The 18,999-nt window shown below is 71.1% G+C and carries 15 protein-coding genes and 1 pseudogene; 5 read left to right on the plus strand and 11 right to left on the minus strand.

Annotated elements, in window-relative coordinates:
* Nucleotides 1–153 precede the first annotated feature (153 nt).
* Nucleotides 154–570, minus strand: coding sequence for an ATP-binding protein (locus ACSMTC_RS17505; RefSeq protein WP_436560633.1), 417 nt, complete (start codon nucleotides 568–570; stop codon nucleotides 154–156).
* Between the two features lie 127 nt (nucleotides 571–697).
* Nucleotides 698–1,039, minus strand: a complete 342-nt coding sequence (locus ACSMTC_RS17510; RefSeq protein WP_045299370.1) for an STAS domain-containing protein — start codon at nucleotides 1,037–1,039, stop codon at nucleotides 698–700.
* A gap of 199 nt (nucleotides 1,040–1,238) precedes the next feature.
* On the opposite strand from ACSMTC_RS17510, the gene ACSMTC_RS17515 reads away from it, so the two are divergent.
* Nucleotides 1,239–3,602 (plus strand): DEAD/DEAH box helicase, encoded by a 2,364-nt coding sequence (locus ACSMTC_RS17515; RefSeq protein ID WP_436564718.1) that lies wholly within the window; start codon nucleotides 1,239–1,241, stop codon nucleotides 3,600–3,602.
* A 254-nt stretch (nucleotides 3,603–3,856) separates the two neighbouring features.
* Here ACSMTC_RS17515 and ACSMTC_RS17520 read toward each other — a convergent pair.
* From ACSMTC_RS17520 to ssd, 7 genes and pseudogenes are all read right to left on the minus strand, one after another.
* Nucleotides 3,857–4,558 (minus strand): annotated as a pseudogene (locus tag ACSMTC_RS17520) (Rv3654c family TadE-like protein); the annotation flags it as partial.
* Nucleotides 4,555–5,058 (minus strand): TadE family type IV pilus minor pilin, encoded by a 504-nt coding sequence (locus ACSMTC_RS17525; protein WP_436560634.1) that lies wholly within the window; start codon nucleotides 5,056–5,058, stop codon nucleotides 4,555–4,557. The pseudogene ACSMTC_RS17520 and the gene ACSMTC_RS17525, both read right to left, overlap by 4 nt.
* Nucleotides 5,015–5,185: a DUF4244 domain-containing protein gene (locus ACSMTC_RS17530; protein ID WP_436564719.1), complete on the minus strand. Its 171-nt coding sequence runs from the start codon at nucleotides 5,183–5,185 to the stop codon at nucleotides 5,015–5,017. Before ACSMTC_RS17530 ends, ACSMTC_RS17525 begins: the two co-directional genes overlap by 44 nt.
* A 188-nt stretch (nucleotides 5,186–5,373) precedes the next feature.
* Entirely contained in the window at nucleotides 5,374–5,997 is a 624-nt protein-coding gene (locus tag ACSMTC_RS17535; RefSeq protein ID WP_436560635.1) for a type II secretion system F family protein, read from the minus strand.
* 236 nt (nucleotides 5,998–6,233) lie between these two features.
* Nucleotides 6,234–7,061: a type II secretion system F family protein gene (locus tag ACSMTC_RS17540; RefSeq protein WP_436560636.1), complete on the minus strand. Its 828-nt coding sequence runs from the start codon at nucleotides 7,059–7,061 to the stop codon at nucleotides 6,234–6,236.
* Nucleotides 7,062–7,407: 346 nt separating this feature from the next.
* Complete coding sequence (locus ACSMTC_RS17545; RefSeq protein ID WP_436560637.1) at nucleotides 7,408–8,616, minus strand: TadA family conjugal transfer-associated ATPase; 1,209 nt, start codon at nucleotides 8,614–8,616, stop codon at nucleotides 7,408–7,410.
* Between the two features lie 296 nt (nucleotides 8,617–8,912).
* On the minus strand, nucleotides 8,913–10,028 hold the full coding sequence (ssd, locus tag ACSMTC_RS17550; protein ID WP_436560638.1) for a septum site-determining protein Ssd: 1,116 nt from the start codon (nucleotides 10,026–10,028) through the stop codon (nucleotides 8,913–8,915).
* A gap of 767 nt (nucleotides 10,029–10,795) precedes the next feature.
* Here ssd and ACSMTC_RS17555 point away from each other — a divergent pair.
* Nucleotides 10,796–11,596 carry an HAD family hydrolase gene (locus tag ACSMTC_RS17555; protein WP_436564720.1) on the plus strand — a complete coding sequence of 267 codons (801 nt, stop codon included), beginning with the start codon at nucleotides 10,796–10,798 and terminating at the stop codon, nucleotides 11,594–11,596.
* Between the two features lie 413 nt (nucleotides 11,597–12,009).
* Here the strand turns inward: ACSMTC_RS17555 and ACSMTC_RS17560 are convergent, their stop codons facing one another.
* Nucleotides 12,010–12,894 carry a Fic family protein gene (locus ACSMTC_RS17560; protein WP_436560639.1) on the minus strand — a complete coding sequence of 295 codons (885 nt, stop codon included), beginning with the start codon at nucleotides 12,892–12,894 and terminating at the stop codon, nucleotides 12,010–12,012.
* Nucleotides 12,895–13,086: 192 nt separating this feature from the next.
* Between ACSMTC_RS17560 and ACSMTC_RS17565 the strand changes: the two genes are divergently transcribed.
* Both ACSMTC_RS17565 and ACSMTC_RS17570 read left to right on the plus strand, forming a co-directional pair.
* Nucleotides 13,087–14,088: an ATP-binding protein gene (locus tag ACSMTC_RS17565; protein ID WP_436560640.1), complete on the plus strand. Its 1,002-nt coding sequence runs from the start codon at nucleotides 13,087–13,089 to the stop codon at nucleotides 14,086–14,088.
* Between the two features lie 401 nt (nucleotides 14,089–14,489).
* Nucleotides 14,490–15,806 carry a carbonic anhydrase gene (locus ACSMTC_RS17570; RefSeq protein ID WP_436560641.1) on the plus strand — a complete coding sequence of 439 codons (1,317 nt, stop codon included), beginning with the start codon at nucleotides 14,490–14,492 and terminating at the stop codon, nucleotides 15,804–15,806.
* Nucleotides 15,807–15,925: 119 nt separating this feature from the next.
* Here the strand turns inward: ACSMTC_RS17570 and ACSMTC_RS17575 are convergent, their stop codons facing one another.
* The gene (locus ACSMTC_RS17575; protein WP_436560642.1) at nucleotides 15,926–16,390 is read right to left on the minus strand and encodes a hypothetical protein; all 465 of its coding nucleotides are present in this window, start codon (nucleotides 16,388–16,390) and stop codon (nucleotides 15,926–15,928) included.
* Nucleotides 16,391–16,997: 607 nt separating this feature from the next.
* Between ACSMTC_RS17575 and acs the strand changes: the two genes are divergently transcribed.
* The gene (acs, locus tag ACSMTC_RS17580; RefSeq protein WP_436560643.1) at nucleotides 16,998–18,959 is read left to right on the plus strand and encodes an acetate--CoA ligase; all 1,962 of its coding nucleotides are present in this window, start codon (nucleotides 16,998–17,000) and stop codon (nucleotides 18,957–18,959) included.
* Nucleotides 18,960–18,999 lie beyond the last annotated feature (40 nt).

Genomic DNA, 18,999 nt, shown 5'->3' on the forward strand with positions numbered 1-18,999 from the left:
ACCAATCGCACCCGAGAGCAGGGAACAGCCGTGTTCAACAACCTGCCGACCGGCCGGACGGCCGAGCCACGCGGGAAGGACCTGGACGGACCGGGCCTGGGCAGGTCGGAACCACCGACCGCCGGAACCGGTCCGAACCGGGAGCCTCGGCGCTCAGTCGTCCACGGACGGGTCGGCCACCGGCCAGCTCATGCGGATCAGGCCGCCATCGGCACCGCTGGTCACCTCGACGTCCTCGACCAAGCCGGTGATCACCGCGAGACCGAGCGCGTCCTCGTCAGCCTCGGCACCATCGCCTTGATCGGCGGGCATCCCGGCAGGACCGGCCTCGTCCTCCACCTCGATGAAGAAACGCTTCTCCTGGTCGATCAGAGCGACCCGCACCGCACCGTCGACGCCGCCCCGGCGGTGCAGACCGACCGCGCGCGAGCATGCCTCGCCGACCGCGAGTCGCACCTCGTCGAGCACCGACTCATCGACACCGGCACGTCTCGCCACCGCAGCGGCCACCAACCGGGCCGTGCGCACGTGCTCGGGAAGCGGACTGAATCGAAGTTCGACGGTTGCCATCTCTCCCCCTCCGGGGTAACTCCCCAACACCTCACCGCTCACTGGGCACCGGGTCTGCCCCGGTCCCGCGCAGCCGGCGAGGCACGGGGCCCCGCCGGTCCGCTCACGTCGGCGTGCTGAAGGTGGATCAGTCGGTCGCGGAGACCGCTTCCTCGACCGAGTTGTGGATCGGGAAGACCTTGGTCAGGCCAGTGATCCGGAAAATCTTGAGAATGCGCTCCTGGTTGCACACCAGTCGCAGCGAGCCCTCATGCGCCCGCACTCGCTTCAGGCCACCGACGAGGACGCCCAGACCGGTCGAGTCGAGGAAGTCCACGCCCTCCATGTCCACGATCAGGTGGTAGTTACCGTCGTTGACGAGCTCGACCAGCTGCTCGCGCAGCTTGGGGGCGGTGTACACATCGATCTCGCCACCGACCTCGACAACCGTGCGGTCGCCGATCGTGTGGGTCGACAGGGACAGGTCCACGGAACCTCCAGCACCTTGCCTTGCTACGTCATTGCAACCTCGGCCGGTCGGCCGCCGTCGCTTGGTCGCAGACCGGGCACGCTGCCACGGCAAATCGCACCCCGGCGTTGCGGCCCTCGGCCATGCGGCCGTCACGGCTTCATTCAACCACCTGCGACCATGCCCGCACGATGGCTTGGAGCGATTCTCCGTCACGCCAGTGACACACTGGGTCCTCGTGCCGCCCCACCATCGCCCACCCGAAGCCCTGTTGACCGCCCTTGCCAGCGGCCGGTCCCGTTCCGATCGCCTCACCCATACGGAGCACCTACCGGCTCGTCAGGCACGTTTCTCGCCGTGGCCGGCCAATATCCGCGCGGAAATCGTGGCGTCCGCGCGGGCTCTGGGGGTCGACCTGCCCTGGGCGCACCAGGCTGAGGCAATGAATCTGGCTAAAAACGGTCAAACTGTGGTGATTGCCACAGGGACCGCCTCAGGCAAGTCGCTCGGGTATCTGGCACCGGTGCTCAGTGACCTGCTGGACGGCACCGAGGCCCCGAACGGGCGCGGCACGACCGCGCTCTACCTGGCCCCGACCAAGGCGCTCGCCGCTGACCAGCGCAGACGCGCCGCCGAACTCGCACCGGACCGGGTCCGCCCGGCCCTCTACGACGGCGACACACCGCCCGAGGAACGCGAGTGGGTCCGCCAGTACGCCTCCTACGTGCTGACCAACCCGGACATGCTGCACCGCGGCATCCTGCCCGGCCACGCACGGTGGTCCTCCTTCCTCAAGGCACTGAAGTACGTCGTGATCGACGAGTGCCACAGCTACCGCGGCGTCTTCGGCTCGCATGTCGCTCAGGTACTGCGACGGCTGCGCCGGATCTGTGCCCGGTACGGCTCCGAACCGGTGTTCCTGCTCGCATCGGCCACCACCGCCGATCCGGCGGCCACCGCCGAGCGGCTCACCGGCCTCCCGGCCGTGGCGGTGACCGAGGACGCCTCACCGCGCGGTCCGCTGGTCTTCGCCCTGTGGGAGCCGCCGCTCACCGAGAACGTCGGCGAGAACGGCGCGCCCGTGCGCCGCACCGCCACCGCCGAGGCCGGTTACCTGCTCACCGACCTGGTCGGGGCCGGGACCCGGACCGTGGTCTTCGTCCGCTCCCGCCGCGCGGCCGAACTGGTCGCACTGCAGACCCAGGACCAACTCGGTTCACCGCTCGCGGCCCGCGTCGCCGCGTATCGGGGCGGCTACCTCGCCGAGGAACGCCGGTCACTGGAACGCGACCTGCACTCCGGGCGGCTGCTCGGCCTCGCCTCCACCTCCGCGCTCGAGCTCGGCGTCGACGTCTCCGGTCTGGACGCCGTACTGATCGCCGGCTACCCGGGGACCCGGGCCTCCCTCTGGCAGCAGGCCGGGCGGGCGGGACGAGAGGGCCAGGGCGCACTCGCCATGCTGATCGCCCGGGACGACCCGCTGGACACCTACCTCGTGCACCACCCGGAGGCTCTGTTCGCCAACCCCGTCGAGGCCACCGTCCTCGACCCCGACAACCCCCACATCCTGGCCCCGCACCTGTGTGCGGCCGCCGCCGAGCTCCCGCTCGGCGAGAGCGACCTCGCGCTGTTCGGACCCTCTACCGCCCAGTTGCTCCCGGTGCTGGAGAAGCGCGGGCTGCTACGGCGGCGCGGTGCCAACGCCTGGTACTGGACCAGACGTGAACGCGCGGCGGACGCGGTCGACCTGCGGGGCAGCGGCGGCAGCCCGGTGCAGATCGTCGAGGGCTCCACCGGGCGGTTGCTCGGCACCGTGGACGCGGCCGCCGCCCACACCACGGTGCACACCGGCGCGGTCCATCTGCACCAGGGCCGTACGTACCTGGTGCAGAGCCTCAACCTGGAGACCTCTGTAGCGTTGGTCGAACTGGCGGACCCGCCCTACACGACAGCCGCCCGGGACATCACCTCCATCTCCATCCTCAGCACCGACACCGTCGTCGAGTGGGGTGAGGCGCGGCTCTGCTTCGGCTCGGTCGAGGTGGTCAACCAGGTGGTGGGATACCTGCGGAAACGCATCGCCACCGGCGAGATCCTCGGTGAGAGCAAGCTCGATCTGCCGCCCAGGACACTGCGGACCCGGGCCGTGTGGTGGACCGTCACGGAGGACCAACTTCTCGACGCGGAGATCCCGGTCGACCAGCTCCCCGGCGCCGCCCATGCGGCGGAGCACGCGTCCATCGGCCTGCTCCCGCTCTTCGCCACCTGTGACCGCTGGGACATCGGCGGAGTGTCCGTGCCGCTCCACCCCGACACCCAGCTCCCGACGGTCTTCGTGTACGACGGACACTCCGGCGGCGCCGGCTTCGCCGAACGCGGGTTCCGGCGGGCGGAGCAGTGGCTGACGGCGACCCGGGACGCGATCGCGGCGTGCGAGTGCGAACGGGGCTGCCCGTCGTGCGTGCAGTCCCCCAAGTGCGGGAACGGCAATGACCCGCTCGACAAGGCGGCGGCCGTAAGGCTCCTGGACGTCCTGCTGGCCGGGGCTCCGGGGCAAGCCACCGCGGCCGGGGGTGGTGACTGAGCCTCCGGGCATGCCCGGGGCGTCGTCGGTGTCCGGTCCAGACCGGGCAGTGACGTGCTGCTCGTACTCGTCGTCGACGTCCGGTCCACGCGCGGCGGTGACGCAACGCTCGCCCTCCTCACGGATGGATGGTCCGTTCCCCTCGCCGGCGGGCGCACCGTACCCGCCGGTCCGGCCGCGGCCGGACCTTCACAGGCCGAGGCTGCCGTCACCGCCGACTCGTCGGCTCCCCAGGACCAGACCGGCCCGGCCCTGGCCCGGGCCTGAGCCGGCCCGACCGGAAAGGGCAGTACCCCGCGGGGGACGTCGACCCTGACCGTCACCGCGACGGCATCCGCCCCGGGATCCACCGAGCAGGACACCAGGGCCGCCCGGTGTTCGTCCGCGATCCGGGAGGCCCAGCCGCAGCCACCATCCGGGTCCAGCAGGAGTCGGTCGGCAGCGGCGAGCGCGGCGAGGTCCGCTGCCGACTCCGCACGATGCCGCGCGGCCACCACCGATCCGACGGCCAGGCTGGCCGCGAAGACCACGCAGCCGAGCATCATCAGCGCCACCAGCCAGACGGTGGCCGAACCCGCGTCGGGCACGGCCCGCGGCAGGACCGCGCGCGACGAGACGGCGCGCGGTGCAGCGGGGCGCTGGGGGGCCGGGCACTGGGGGACCAGGCACTGCGAGACGGGGCGCGGCGCGGTACACGGGGCAGGCCCTGTCCGGGCCGGCTGCCGCGTGGTCCGCCTGGTCAACCCGACCGGCCCGGCCCGCCGGGTCGACCGGCACAGTTTGGCCGACTTGGCCGGACCGGGCGATCTCACCAGCATGGCCAGCCCGGTCGGTCTGACCAGCCCGGTCGAATCGGCAGACCGGATCCCGGACGATCCGATCTCGCCGCAAGCGCTCCGCCCGAAGGCCCGGAGACCATGAGACACGTATGTGCCTGGGGCTCGGACCGTCATCATCCACCGCCGTCCGTCGTGCCGATGATGTCCTCTCGCGCCGCCACCGCCGTGGCCCTCAACCGGACCGTGAGGGCCGAAGCAACACGCCCAGGCCCCGGGCAGGGCGCATCGATCGCCACCCGTACGGTCTCGCCGTCCCGGGAGACCTGGACAGCGGCCCCGGCCGGTGCCGCAGCTCGTGCCAGCTCAGTGGCGTTCGCATCACCCCGTGCGGCCGCCCTCGCGCCGATCCGAGCGGCGTCCACACACCGGATCTGAGCGGCCGCCGCCACAACTCCCCACATCAGCACGGCTGCCAGGAACACCAGGGCGGGTAGCGCGACGGCAGTCTCGGCGGTCACGAACCCGCCGTCCCCGGACATCCCGCCCTTGTGCCACCGAGAGGTGCGGCCGCCCGGCCGGACCGGCCGGGGATCCCGCTGCCGAGGCGGCCGGGGCCCCCACCGCCGGGGCGGGTCAGATGACATGGAACGCCTTGTTGACCAGTTCGGTGAAGGCATCGGTGAACACCCCGCTGGTCACCAACTTGTAGAGGGCTGCCGCGATCGCGCAAGCGGCGACGGTGCCGATGGCGTACTCGGCCGTCGACATCCCCGCGTCGCTTCGTGCACCCCGCAGCCTCCTCAACCTCGCGGACAGCCACCTCCGCGCCCTCCGGACCGGCGGGTTGGGGTGAACGGGTCCTTGGCCGGTCGCAATCGCAATGGAAACGGTCATGGCGGATCTCCTTCGGTTTGTTCCTGATTTCGACTTCAGGGACGGCTCGAGAACGGTTCTTCGAGGGCGCCCCGGAAGCGGGTCAACCAGAGAGTGCGTCAGATTCGTTTGGCGAAGAGCGAGGTCAACCCGATGACGACGGGAACGACCCCGATCAGAATGAAGGCGGGGAGGAAGCAGACACCGAGCGGAGCGGTGGCGAGAACCCCGGCTCGACGGACACGGCCGTGCGCGGCCCGGCGGACGGTCTCCCGCTGGGCCTGGGCCAGTCCGATGAGGGGAGCGGCAGGCGGCGAGCCGCTGATGCTCGTCCGCACCAGACAGCGAGCCAATGGGGCGAGCGTCGGGCAGTCCGCGCCGAGCCTCTCCCAGCAGACCTCAGGCGGTGCCCCGAGCGCCAGCTCGGCCGCCGCACCCGCGAGCCGGCCGCTCATCGGCGGACCGACACTCGCCGCCACGGCCGCGGCGGCCTCAGCCGGCGACGAACAGGAACCCAGGCAGGCGGCCAACAGTTCGGCGGTCAGCGGCAGTTGCCTGGCCAGCTGGTCCTGTTCCAGTGCGGCCTGCCGCTCGGCCGGAGAGCGCACCCTGGGCAGCCACCGCTTCGCGGCGAGGGCGAGCAGGGTGCCCGCCGGCAGCCCGACCGGACCGCCGACCACCACCGCCGCACCGACCCCCACCACGATCGGTACCGTCCATTCGGCTTCCGCCAGTTCGGTCACGCGGGCTCTCCAGCTCCGTGCCGGGGCTCCATGGCTGGTGCGGCCGAAGCCACGCGCCGGCCATCGGCGGCCTCGGCCGGGTTGCCGCCCCAGGCCACCGTCCCGCCCGGGGGTGCCGGCGATCCACCGGCCCGCCCGGCGCCGAGCGGCTCGGCGCCGCCCCTTCCTTACCGCCTCCCCGACAGCCGCGACCGCCACCACCGGCAAGGCCAATGACAACACCGGGACTCCCGTGCTCACCGCGCCACCTCCACCCTGCCGAACCGAGTTCGTGAGATCCCGCACTCAACCGCGCAACCCGGCCCGCTCATTGCTCCTCGCCGACTCCCGGCATCCCGCACCTCCGCTTCTCCGGCAGCCCGGTCCGCTTCCGTCACCAGGCCTCGGGAAGGAGATCTCGGACCGCTCGCCGGTCCCCCTCGGACCGGCAAGCCCTCGGCGGCCTCCGCGGCGCGTACGATCCGTGCCGTCCACGCCAGCCCGGCCGCCTCCAGCAGCACCCCCGCAGCAAGGCAGCCCAGGCCAATCGGCCTGTGCAGCAGGACCTGTACGGGCTTCGCCCCGAGCGCCGCGCCGAGCAGCAGGCCGATCAGCGGGAGAGCGGCGAGTACGGCGATGGTCGCTCGCGGACCGGCCAGCTCTCCGGCGATCTCCTCGGTCAGCGCCTGCTCCGCCCGCAGCGCGTCCGTGAGTTGGTCCAAGCCCGCGGCCAGGCCGGTCCCGCTCTCCGCCGTCACCTCCCAGCAGGCCGCGACGGCCGCGGCACCCTGCCCTCCGGGTGACTCCGCCACGAATCTGAGCGCGGCCGGAATGTCGGCACCGTACCGGCCGGCGGCCAACCGGGCGGTGGGCTCCGCGCCCAACCCCGCCCGCAGGGATGTCGTACGGGCGGTCACCGAACCCAGGGCCTGGTCCGGTGTCGCTCCTGCGCGCAACTCCGCGGCGAGGCCGGTGCAGAGCTCGATCACCGCCGCCGCCCGGCTGCGCGCCTGTGCCGTCTGCCTGCGGTGGTGTCGCCACCGTCGCAGCGGCACCACCGCGGCGGCCGCGACAACCACCGGCACCGGTGAGCTCGTGTCCAGCCCGAGTGCCAACCCGACCGGAAGGAGGAGGAGTTCCGGGAGGAGTCGGCCTAGCCACCCCGACCGGGCCCGGGCCAGGAGACGCTGCGGCACCCCGGCTCCGTCACCTCCCGCAGCCGTGCCGAAGAGCCCTCGGGCCCGCTCCGCCGCTCGTGCCCTCCTCGCCAGACCCAACCGGAGTCCGGTCGCCGCACCGACCAGTCCGACCGCCCACAGCAGCTGATCGCCGGTCACCGCAACCCCCTTCTGGCCGACTGCAGCAGCCACCAGGCGCCGAACGCGGCACCGCACAGCAGCAGCACCCAGAGGACCTCGATCTGCCGCACGTTCATCGGATGCTCCCGGGCAGTTCCACCCCACGGACCGCACAGCGCTGCCGCAGCCTCTCCCAACCGGGGCCGGGCTCACAGGTGCCACCTGACCCGAAGGTGACCGCGGGAGTGGTCGTCGCGAGCCCTCGCTCATCGCCCGTGAGCATGTGGATCTCGGCGACCCGACGCAGCCCGGTGTCCGGCTCACGCACCAGGTGGATGATCACATCGAGGGCTGCTCGCAGCTGGCTGTGCAGGGAGAGCCGGTCCAGGCCCGCGAGCGAACCGAGTGCCTCCAACCTGGCCGGGACGTCGGCCCCGGTGTTGGCGTGAACCGTGCCGCAGCCGCCCTCGTGACCGGTGTTGAGCGCGGACAGCAGGTCGACCACCTCGGCGCCTCTGACCTCGCCGACCACCAGGCGGTCCGGGCGCATGCGCAGTGCCTGCCGCACGAGGTCCCGCAGGGTCAGTTCACCGAGCCCCTCCTGGTTCGGCGGTCTGCTCTGGAGCCGCACCACATGGGGGTGGGCGGGCCGGAGTTCGGCCGAGTCCTCGGCCAGGACGATCCGTTCGCCCGGGCCGACCAGCCCCAGCAGCGCCGCCAGCAACGTGGTCTTGCCGGTGCCGGTACCCCCGCTGATCAGCAGCGAGAGCCTGGCATTCAGTACGGCCGAGAGCAGGTCGGCTCCGGTCTGGGGCAACGCGCCTCCCGCGACCAGCTCCGCCAGGGTGAACGGCCGGGAGCGGGAGATCCTCAGCGAGATATGGGTGCAGCCCGCTGCGATCGGTGGGAGCACGGCATGCAGACGAGTCCCGTTCGGCAGCCGGGCGTCGACCCACGGCCTGGCGTCGTCGAGCCGCCGACCGGCCGCGGTCGCCAGTCGGTGTGCGAGATGGCGAACGGCGGCGGCATCGGGAAACCGGATGCCGGAGACCCGTTGCAGCCCGAACCCTCGGTCGATCCACACCTCATCGGGGCCGTTCACCAGGACGTCGGTCACGTCCGGCTCGCCCAGCAGTTGGTCGAGCGGCCCGGCGCCGACCAGCTCGGAGCGGAGCATCCGTACGGCGTCGAGGACATCGTCGCCGCCCAGCGGCGGCCTCGCGGCCCGCACCGCCGCCGCCACCGACCTCGCGGTGGGCTGTGCACCGGCCTCGGCCAGCCGCAGCCGTACCGCGTCGAGCAGGGCCGCGGCCCGCGGGTCGGTCCGTCCCCGGGATGTCACCGGCCCGGTCGGTCCTGACCCACCGGGCTCCGCCCGACCGGGCCGCTCACGCCCGAGGGAGCCGGTGGCCGCGCCCAGGTCCAGCCCGGTGTCCTGAGCCCCCGCGCCCTGAACTCCCACGGCCGGGTCCGCTTGCCCCGCCTCCGCTCGGCCCGGATCCGCCCGCCCGGGGTCGGCGCGGCCCGGTCCGTGCGACCGCCCGACAAGGCGTGTGCCCAGGCCGAGCGGCCGTCGGTGCGGGCCGGTCGCGGCCCTGCCGTACTCCCCCGGCCGACTCGGCCCCCGCAGACTCCCCGTCACCGTGCACCTCCTCCGTCCGCCGGAACCGGCGGCATCGCCTCGTTCAGGAAACTGCCGCAGAAGCGCGCCAGAGGCCCCTTGGCGCGAATGCCGGGCGGTGCTCCCCGCTCCACGTCGGCGCCCAGCCCCGGCTCCTGTGCCAGCTCACCGGCCAGCCTCAGCCCGAGCCCGCGTGCGATCTCCGGGCCTGCCAACCCGGCCGGCCCCGGCACCCGGACCACCGCGCGCAGATCCGAGAGCCGCATCCTGGCGGCCGAGGCCACCCGCTCCGCCGCCGCCATCGCACGCAGCTCCGCCGGTACCACCAGCAGGCCGGTGTCGGCCTGCTCGAGCGCCTGTCCGGCGGCCGAGTCGAGGTGCCTGGGGAGGTCCAGAACGACCAGCCCACCGCGCCGACGAGCGGCCGCGAGCACGCTGCGCATCGCCTCGGGCGGCACCGCGAGCGTGTCGCCGCGATCCCAGGACAGGGCGGTCAGATGGTGCAACTCGGGTAGGGCTTTGGCGAGTTCGGCGCCGTTGACCCGCCCTCGGGAACCGGCCAGATCCGGCCAGCGCAGGCCGCCCGCACCCTCGCCACCGAGCAGGACGTCCAGCCCGCCGCCCAGGGGGTCGGCGTCAATGAGCATGGTGCGGCGGCCCGTTCGAGCCGCAGTGATCGCAAGAGCACAGGCCAGGGTCGAGGCACCGGCCCCGCCGCGGCCGCCGAGCACGGCGATGGTCAGTGCGGGTGGGCCGATGCCCTCGGCCGCATCGGCGATCCGGTCCAGCAGCCACGCCTGTGCGTCCGGCAGGAACAGAACGTGCTCCGCCCCGAGCCTGACGGCTCTGACCCAGACCTCGCAGTCATCCAGGTCGAGGCCGAGCAGTAGGACACCGGCCCGGCGGGCCAGGCCCGCGCAGCGCTCCGCCTGGTCGTCTCCGACCAGCACCAGCGGTGCGCTCTCCCACAGGTCTCGGGACGGTGGAACTCCGCACAGCAGGTGCGGGTCGGTGCCCGCGGCGGCACAGAGCCGGAGCAGGTTCTCGGCGAGGGATTCGTTGTCGGTGACGATGAGCGGCCCCGACGGGGCCGTTCGATCGGCCGGGTGGTGGTCTGCGGTGGGTGTTGACATGGCTGTCTCCCCCGGTGAGGTGCTGTCCAGCTGCCGGGACCGTGCGCCCCGACACCTGCCGGTGGGTTGCCAGCGGCCTCCCCGCGATGGAGTCGGCCGCTGCCCGAGGACCAAGGTCGCGGACCCGGCGGAATCCGTCATCCCCCTTCCGATTACCTGTGGATAAGTCGGGCCTGTGGATAACTTTGTTCACCCGCGCGGGGGGCTAATGGCCAAAGAATTGACACCTTCGAGGCTGCCGAGAAGCCGGAGAACGCGGTGGCCGCACCTCATCCGAGACCCACCGCTAGGGGGCGGAGTCGCGCCTCACCGATCAAGGCTCAATAGATACGGAGAGTGACCAAGTGGTCCCTATGGGCCGCCCGAGAAGATCACCCGCACCCGCCGCGAAAAGCGTCGGCGAGCCTCCCCCGACACCCCCAAGAAGCCCGGAAAATGGCCCCGGACGTGCGACGACCCCCGCCGGGGGGGAGAGCGGGGGTCGTCTATCCACAGCCCGACTCGGGGGGGAGGAGCCGGACCGGGTTAGCACGGTCGCGAACGATCCGTGACTTCCATGGTGTACCCGAGCGGCCAGAAACACAAACCCGCACGCCCACGAGTACACCGAATGGCGGGGTGTTTTGCCAGGCCCTCTATCCTCGGATCCCGTGGACACCACCGAGAACGCCGACATCGCCGAGCACGACGGGAACTCCGCTCACCGTTCCGCACCGGACGCCGCCGACCCGGCCCCCGCAGCCGCCCCTCGCCGCCAGTATGGCGCGGTGCGAACCGCCGCTTTCTTCGATCTCGACAAAACGATCATTGCCAAGTCGAGTGCCCTGGCGTTCAGCCGCCCGTTCTACCAAGGCGGCCTGATCAACCGTCGAGCCGTGCTGAAGAGCGCCTACGCCCAGTTCGTCTTCCTGGTCGGCGGCGCGGACCACGACCAGATGGAGAAGATGCGCGAGTACCTCTCCGCGCTCACCCGGGGCTGGAACGTCCAGCAGGTCAGGGAGATCGTCGCCGAGACCCTGCACGGACTGATCGACCCGATCATCTACGACGAGGCCGCCTCGCTCATCGAGCAGCACCACGCGGCCGGCCGCGATGTCGTGATCGTCAGCAGCTCGGGCTCCGAGGTGGTCGAGCCGATCGGCGCGCTGCTCGGCGCGGACCACGTGATCGCCACCCGACTGAAGATCGAGGACGGCCGGTACACCGGCGAGATCGAGTACTACGCCTACGCGGAGAACAAGGCCGCGGCGATCCGCGAACTGGCCGAGACCGAGGGCTACGACCTGGCCAACTGCTATGCGTACAGCGACTCCTCGACCGATCTGCCACTACTGGAGGCTGTCGGCCACCCCTCCGCGGTCAACCCGGACCGCGCTCTGCGCAAGGAGGCCCTGGCTCGCGACTGGCCGATCCTGGTCTTCAACCGCCCGGTCGAACTCAGGCGCCGGCTGCCGGACTTCAGCACGCCCAGCCGTTCCGTGGTGACCGCCGTGGCAGTCGGCACGGCACTGCTGACCGCCGGCGTGCTCTGGTACGCGGCGGCCAAGCGGCGCCGCCCGTCCGCCTGATCCGACCAGACGATCTCGGGCATCGCCGGGCCGGACGCGCTTTCACCAGCCGCTGTGCGTCCACTCCGAGCTCTCGACCGTTTGGGACAAAGCGGACAAACAGCAAAGACTTCTCGTTTCGGGTTCCGCTTTCCGGCAAACCGCGATAGAAATGAGGTACGGCCCGCGAGACCCGGTCAGGACCCAGGAGGGTCGTTCCGACAACGCAGTTCAGGCCCCACGGACCGCGTACAGATAACTGAGCACCCACATGCAGCCGACCCGCTGTCGGGCCGCCGCACCAGGTGAACGGGCAGGATCCCCGCCTGATGGGCACATACGGTGCATGCTTGGTAACCCGGTACCTGTACCAGCGGCGGCACCCAGCAGGATCAGGTGCCGCCGCAACTCTGCGCCGAGATGCGCTCGACCGCTCAGACCATGCCGCGCTGCATCGCCTCGCAGACCGCCGTACTCTCCCGCACGCCCAGGCGGAGCGCCCGAGCACAGTGCCCGATCCAGGCGGCCATCCCCTCGGGCGTGCCGCTGAGATACCCGCGCAGGGCCTCCCGGTACGCCGCCGTGCCCAGCTCCGCGAAACCGACCTCGGCCGGGCAGATGGCCTTGGGATCGAGCCCCTCGGCGATCAGAACGATCCGCTGCGCGGCACGGGCGATCACGCCGTTGTCCGAGGCGAACGGCCGCAGCGCCAGCAGCTCGCCATGCACCACGGCGGCCACCACCAGGGCAGGGGCACCGCCCACCGCGCCCTCGGTGCGTGCCACCAGCAACCGGGAGAGCTGGTCGAGTCGCGCCGCGACCTCCTCGGCGTCCGGTGCGGCCGGGAGTTCCCCCGTGCCGGACTCCGCCACCTCCACGCCTTCAGCGGCCGCCAGCTCCCCCGGGAAGGCGTCGGCCGCCCCCTCCCCCGCGCGTCGGGGCCGCCCGGCGGACTCATCCGCATCACCGACCGCCAGCAGGTGCAGCCGAGCCAGGACCTGGAGTGGAGCATGGCGCCATACGCTCAGCAGCTGCCCGGCCTCGGCGGAGATCCGCAGCGCGCCGCCGACCGTACGAGCCTCGGGATCACCCCCGAAGTCGCTGCGGCGGCGCACCTCCTCCAGCGGCCAGTCGGCCCCTTCCAGGGCTGCGGAGGCGCGCGCCCCGCGCAGCGCGGCCTCCGAGGTCACCTCGGAGGAGCGGCGGCGCATCACTCGGTGCCCGTACAGCCGGTCCACGGCCTTGCGCACCTCGGCGACGGCCTCGGGTACGCCGGGGAGCTCTGCCAGCGGCGCGAGGGGATCAGTTCCAGTGGTCACCTACCCGAGAGTAATGAACCGCGCCTACACCCCGGTACAGCAACCCCGGTATCACCCGTTCGAAGCAATCCCCGATCCCCGCCCCTCCGGAGCCCCGGACCGCCGTTAACATGAACGCTATCGGTGACGATAACGATTTCCAACAACTGTCCGGCGGTGCACGGCCCGCCGAAGCGAGAGTCGGGGTCCCAGATGAAGATCGCCTTCGTCGGCAAGGGCGGCAGCGGCAAGACCACACTGTCGGCACTGTTCATCCGACATCTGGCCGCCGCCGGGCGTCCGGTCATCGCCGTCGATGCCGATATCAACCAGCACCTGGGCACCACACTCGGACTGACCGACATTCAGACAGCGGCCATGCCCGCGCTCGGCGAGCACCTGATGCAGATCAAGGAGTACCTGCGCGGCAGCAATCCGCTGATCGGCTCCGCGGAGGAGATGATCAAAACCACTCCGCCCGGCCGGGGTTCACGTCTGCTGCGGATCGTCGAGGAGAACCCGGTGTACGCCGCCTGCGCCCGTCCGGTCGCGCTCGACGAGGGCTCGGTCCGCCTGCTGGCGACCGGCGCCTTCGCCGAGGAGGACCTGGGCGTCGCCTGCTACCACTCCAAGGTCGGCGCCGTCGAGTTGCTACTGAACCACCTGGTCGACGGTCCGGACGAGTACATCGTCACCGACATGACGGCAGGCTCGGACTCCTTCGCCTCCGGCCTGTTCACCCGCTTCGACCTGACCTTCCTGGTGGCCGAGCCGACCCGCAAGGGCGTCTCGGTGTACCGCCAGTACAAGGACTACGCGCGGGACTTCGGCGTGGCCCTGCGGGTCGTCGGCAACAAGGTCCAGGGCCCTGACGATCTCGACTTCCTCCGGCGCGAGGTGGGCGACGACCTGCTCACCGCCTTCGGCCAGTCCCCCTGGGTCCGCCGCCTGGAGCAGGGGGCCGAGCCGGAGCTGAAGACGCTGGAGCCCGCCAACCGCGCGGTACTCGCCCAACTCAAGGCGGCGGCGGACGCGGCCTTCGGGCTGCGCGACCCTCAGCGCTACACCCGGCAGGCCGTTCATTTCCACCTCCGCAACGCCGAGACCTGGGGCAACGACCGGACCGGAATCGACCTCGCGTCGCAGGTCGACGACGGCTTCGTACTCGGCGCCGAAACAACCGCCGACCGGCTGAACGCCGCAGCCCACGCCTGACAGCCGAGAAGGGCGGCAGCACCAAGGAACCACGCGAAGGCCGGCACCCCCAGGGGTGCCGGCCTTCGCGCCGTCGGCCTCACACCGTCGGCCTCACACCGTCGACCTGGCGCAGGTGGCCCCGCGCAGTCGGCCTCGCGCCGCTCAGGGCCTATTCCCGGACTACCCGGCCACCACCCATAGGGATGAATCCAGGGCCACCCCCTTCCAGTCGTTCTCACCTCGTGCAAAGATTTCATTACTCTCGGTTTACTGATTCTTGATGGTTCATGGGCCGCCCGTGCCACTCCCCGCCGAGCCCACGCCATCCCGCCACACCGTTGCAACCCACGACAGCCGTCCGACTCCGAGCCCCACCCACCGGACCTGACTGCGTTCGTTCCCCGGAAAGACGGGAAGACATGACCCTCGACATCTCCAGCGCGCCGATCGCCTCCGACACCACCGACCACGCGCCTCCAGCGACCGCCGGCAAGTTCGCGGCGAAACCCTCGACCCTGCCCCACAACCTCGCGGTGCCCCTGGCGGCCTTCCTGGTCTCCCTCCCGGTCTCGCTCGGCATCGCCCTGGCCACCGGAGCCCCGTTCACCTCGGGTCTGGTGATCCTCTTCGGTGTCCCGGTCGGCCTGGCGCTGGGCGGATCGGCGGCCGTACTGCTGGCCCTGTACCGGCTGACCCGAGCCCATGTGGACGTCTCGGCCGCGCCCGACGGCTCATACCTGGTCCGCACCCAAGGGCCGCTCACCTTCGCCGCCGTCCCCAGGCTGAACAGGGCACTCGCTCTGGTCCCTCAGGGCGCCCATGTGACGGTGCATCATGACGGATCGTTCCTGGACCACGCGGCGTACAAGCGAGTGCACTCCTGGCGGGTCGGCCACCAGGCCAAGGGCGGCCGGGTCTCGGTGCTGACGGAACGCCACGACAACGAGGGGCCCGGCCCGGACGGCACCGCACGTTCCGGCAGCGCCCCGGGCCCGCACCACTGCCGGGCCTGGACACCCTGGGGCGGCCGCCACCGCATCGAGCAGAGCGACGACGACCCGCACGGTCGGCTGCTGGACGGAGTCCGCGGTTTCCAGCAGCACACCGCACCCCTGATCCGCCACGAACTGGCCCGGCTCGCACGCGAGGGCCAGGCGCCCTCACAACTCTTTCTGACCTGCGCCGACTCCCGCCTGGTCACCAGCATGATCACCGACAGCGGCCCCGGCGACCTGTTCACCGTGCGGAACGTCGGCAACCTGGTGCCGGCACCGTACGAACCGGGGGCCGCGGACGACTCGGTGGCGGCAGCGGTGCAGTACGCCGTCGAGGTGCTGGAGGTCCGCAGCATCACCATCTGCGGGCACTCCGGGTGCGGCGCGATGAAGGCCCTGCTGGACGGGGTCCATGAGCGGCCCGGGCCGCCGACACCGTTGACCCGCTGGCTACGCAACGGGCGCGGGTCGCTGGCCCGGCTCAAGCGGGCGCCCGCCGAGTTCGCCGACCGCCCGGTGGTCGATCTCGCCGAGCAGCTCTGCATCACCAACGTGGTCCAGCAGTTGGACCAGTTGCTGACCAATCCGGCGGTGGAGCGCCGGGTCAACGCGGGCACCCTGCGGCTGGTCGGCATGTACTTCGACTTCGCCACCGCCCAGGCGTACGTCTTGGACCGAGAGAAGAGCCGGTTCGTGTCCGTGTCGGAGGAGCAGCACGACGAACGGCCAGTGGCAGCCTGACGTCGCAAGCCTCCTCCGGCGCCTGCCGGGTCCGGTCGGACAGGGCCGGGCCCGGCCCCGGGAAGCGATTCCCAGCTCTGGCTCCCGGCGCGGTAGTTGTGAGGACGGGCAGAGAAGGTTCAGGGCCGTATCAGGTTGGCCAGGTCGGCCGGTGTGACATAGCCGGGCCAACGACCGTCGCGGAACAGCTGTATGCCGGCATCCCGGTAGCACTGGTCCACCAGTTGAGAGCAGATCATGTGCTTGCTGTCCGCGACATAGGCCTTGATCAACACTCCCACCGGGAGGTGGAAGTGGTGTGCGGCGAGTGCGAAGTAGTCGGCCGAGCTGTAGGGGACACCGAGGTAGCCGCGCGCGGCCGTGACCACGGCCTGACGCTGCTCCTCGGTCAGCTGGAATCTGCCGGTCGACCAGCGGATCGGCCGGCCGTCGTACTCGGTCAGCGGCCCGAGTCGGGCACCACCGGGTTCGGCCTCCACCAGCTCGCCGCCGCCGACATAGACGAAGGCGTGCTCGAAGTCGGCGAATCCGTTGCCGTTGAGCCACTGTCCGATCCTGATCAGGCGACCGACCTGACCAGCCATCCGGACAACGGCGAAGTCCCCTGGGAGGGGCTGGGGTAGGGGCGCGTCGGGGTGAGCCGAGGCGGCGGGGGTATCGGAGGTTCCGGGCATGGTTCATCCCCCCAATGCGGAGCGGTGCGCTGAGGAGCGGGCCCGCGAGTGGCGGCAGCAGGCCCGTACCGTCAGTGGAGTACCGGCTGGACGAACCGTCAAGACTCCTCGCACCAGGAGATATCCGGCAACCGGCGACCACGACCGGCGGTCGCCGGTCGAGCCGATCGGCAGTCAGCGGTCGCCGGCCAGCAGTCGCCGGTCGTGGTCGACAGTCGCCGGTCGTGGTCGACAGTCATCGAACGCCGACTGGAAAGCGGGAAGCGGCGCAGAGCCACCACGGATCCCGGTCGGCGCCCGGTCGGTCATATGGCGCGGGATGTTCACCGGAGCGGGTAACGGCCGCCGAGCCGACGTGATCCACGCAGGTCGGGGCCGCCCGGGCAAAGGTCTACACCAATTGAAAGGAGCCTCTTGTCAACATGGCGGTTCGCCTGGTGAGCTGTGCGCTGGGACCCACGGGACAATCCCTCCGCACGGGATCCCCTGGCACATGAAACTCGATGAGGAGTGCGCGTTGAGCAACGAGAGCCTGGCCAACCTGCTCAAGGAGGAGCGCCGCTTCGCTCCGCCCGCGGAGCTCGCCGCTGCCGCCAACGTCACCGCGGCCGCGTACGCGCAGGCCTCCGAGGACCGGCTCGGTTTCTGGGCCGAGCAGGCCCGCCGCCTGGACTGGGCCGTCGAGCCCACCGAGACCCTGGACTGGACGAACCCGCCGTTCTCCAAGTGGTTCGCGGACGGCAAGCTGAACGTGGCGTACAACTGTGTCGACCGGCATGTCGAGGCCGGCCACGGGGACCGCGTCGCTATCCACTTCGAGGGCGAGCCGGGCGACAGCCGCTCGATCACCTACGCCGAGCTCAAGGACGAGGTGTCCAAGGCCGCAAACGCCCTGCTGGAGCTGGGCGTCACCAAGGGTGACCGGGTCGCCGTCTACCTGCCGATGATCGCCGAGGCGGTCGTGGCGATGCTCGCCTGCGCCCGGATCGGTGCCACCCACTCGGTGGTCTTCGGCGGTTTCTCCTCCGACGCCGTGGCCTCCCGGATCCAGGACGCCGACGCCAAGTTGGTGATCACCGCCGACGGCGGCTACCGCCGCGGCAAGCCGTCCTCACTGAAGCCCGCCATCGACGAGGCGCTCACCCGCTGCCCGCAGGTCGAGCACGTCCTGGTGGTCCGCCGCACCGGCCAGGAGGTCTCCTGGACCGAGGGCAGGGACGTCTGGTGGCACGAGATCACCGAGCGCCAGTCCGCCGAGCACACGCCCGAGGCGCACGACGCCGAGCACCCGTTGTTCATCCTCTACACCTCGGGCACCACCGGTAAGCCCAAGGGCATCCTGCACACCTCCGGCGGCTACCTCACCCAGACCAGCTACACCCACCACGCGGTCTTCGACCTCAAGCCGGAGACCGACGTCTACTGGTGCACCGCCGACATCGGCTGGGTCACCGGGCACTCGTACATCGTCTACGGCCCGCTCTCCAACGGCGCGACCCAGGTGATCTACGAGGGCACCCCGGACACCCCGCACCAGGGCCGGTTCTGGGAGATCGTCCAGAAGTACGGCGTCACCATCCTCTACACCGCCCCCACCGCGATCCGCACCTTCATGAAGTGGGGCGACGACATCCCGGCCAAGTTCGACCTCTCCAGCCTGCGGGTGCTGGGCAGCGTCGGCGAGCCCATCAACCCGGAGGCCTGGGTCTGGTACCGCGAGCACATCGGTGCGGGCAAGACCCCGATCGTGGACACCTGGTGGCAGACCGAGACCGGTGCCATGATGATCAGCCCGCTGCCCGGAGTCACCGAGACCAAGCCCGGTTCCGCACAGCGCGCACTGCCCGGTATCGCGGCCACCGTGGTCGACGACGAAGGCCGCGAGGTGCCCAACGGCTCCGGCGGCTACCTGGTGCTCACCGAGCCGTGGCCGTCCATGCTGCGCACCATCTGGGGCGACGACCAGCGCTACATCGACACCTACTGGTCGCGTTTCGAGGGCCGCTACTTCGCCGGTGACGGTGCCAAGAAGGACGAGGACGGCGACATCTGGCTGCTCGGCCGGGTGGACGACGTGATGCTGGTGTCCGGCCACAACATCTCGACCACCGAGGTCGAGTCGGCACTGGTCGGCCACCCGGCCGTCGCCGAGTCGGCGGTCGTCGGCGCCACCGACGCCACCACCGGCCAGGCGATCGTCGCCTTCGTCATCCTGCGCGGCACCGCGGCCGACAGCGAGGACCTGATCGTCGAACTGCGCAACCACGTCGGCAAGACGCTCGGACCGATCGCCAAGCCGAAGCAGATCAAGGTGGTCAGCGAGCTCCCGAAGACCCGCTCCGGAAAGATCATGCGACGCCTGCTCCGTGACATCGCCGAGGGCCGCGAGGTGGGCGACACCACCACGCTGGCCGACTCCTCGGTGATGAACGTGATCCAGTCCCAGCTTCCGTCCAACGAATCGAACGGCGAGAGCTGAGCCGCTGCTGGTCGACAACCCCAGCCGCTGAGAGGCCGGG

The sequence above is a fragment of the Kitasatospora sp. HPM-01-4 genome (genome assembly GCF_051374625.1).
Lineage (GTDB): Bacteria > Actinomycetota > Actinomycetes > Streptomycetales > Streptomycetaceae > Kitasatospora.

What these genes read in the sequence shown, in the direction of transcription:
- ACSMTC_RS17505 (WP_436560633.1), bottom strand. Translation starts at nt 570, where the DNA reads ATGGCAACCGTCGAACTTCGATTCAGTCCGCTTCCCGAGCACGTGCGC.
- ACSMTC_RS17525 (WP_436560634.1), bottom strand. Translation starts at nt 5,058, where the DNA reads ATGCCTTCACCGAACTGGTCAACAAGGCGTTCCATGTCATCTGACCCG.
- ssd (WP_436560638.1), bottom strand. Translation starts at nt 10,028, where the DNA reads ATGTCAACACCCACCGCAGACCACCACCCGGCCGATCGAACGGCCCCG.
- ACSMTC_RS17565 (WP_436560640.1), top strand. Translation starts at nt 13,087, where the DNA reads ATGAAGATCGCCTTCGTCGGCAAGGGCGGCAGCGGCAAGACCACACTG.
- ACSMTC_RS17570 (WP_436560641.1), top strand. Translation starts at nt 14,490, where the DNA reads ATGACCCTCGACATCTCCAGCGCGCCGATCGCCTCCGACACCACCGAC.
- ACSMTC_RS17575 (WP_436560642.1), bottom strand. Translation starts at nt 16,390, where the DNA reads ATGGCTGGTCAGGTCGGTCGCCTGATCAGGATCGGACAGTGGCTCAAC.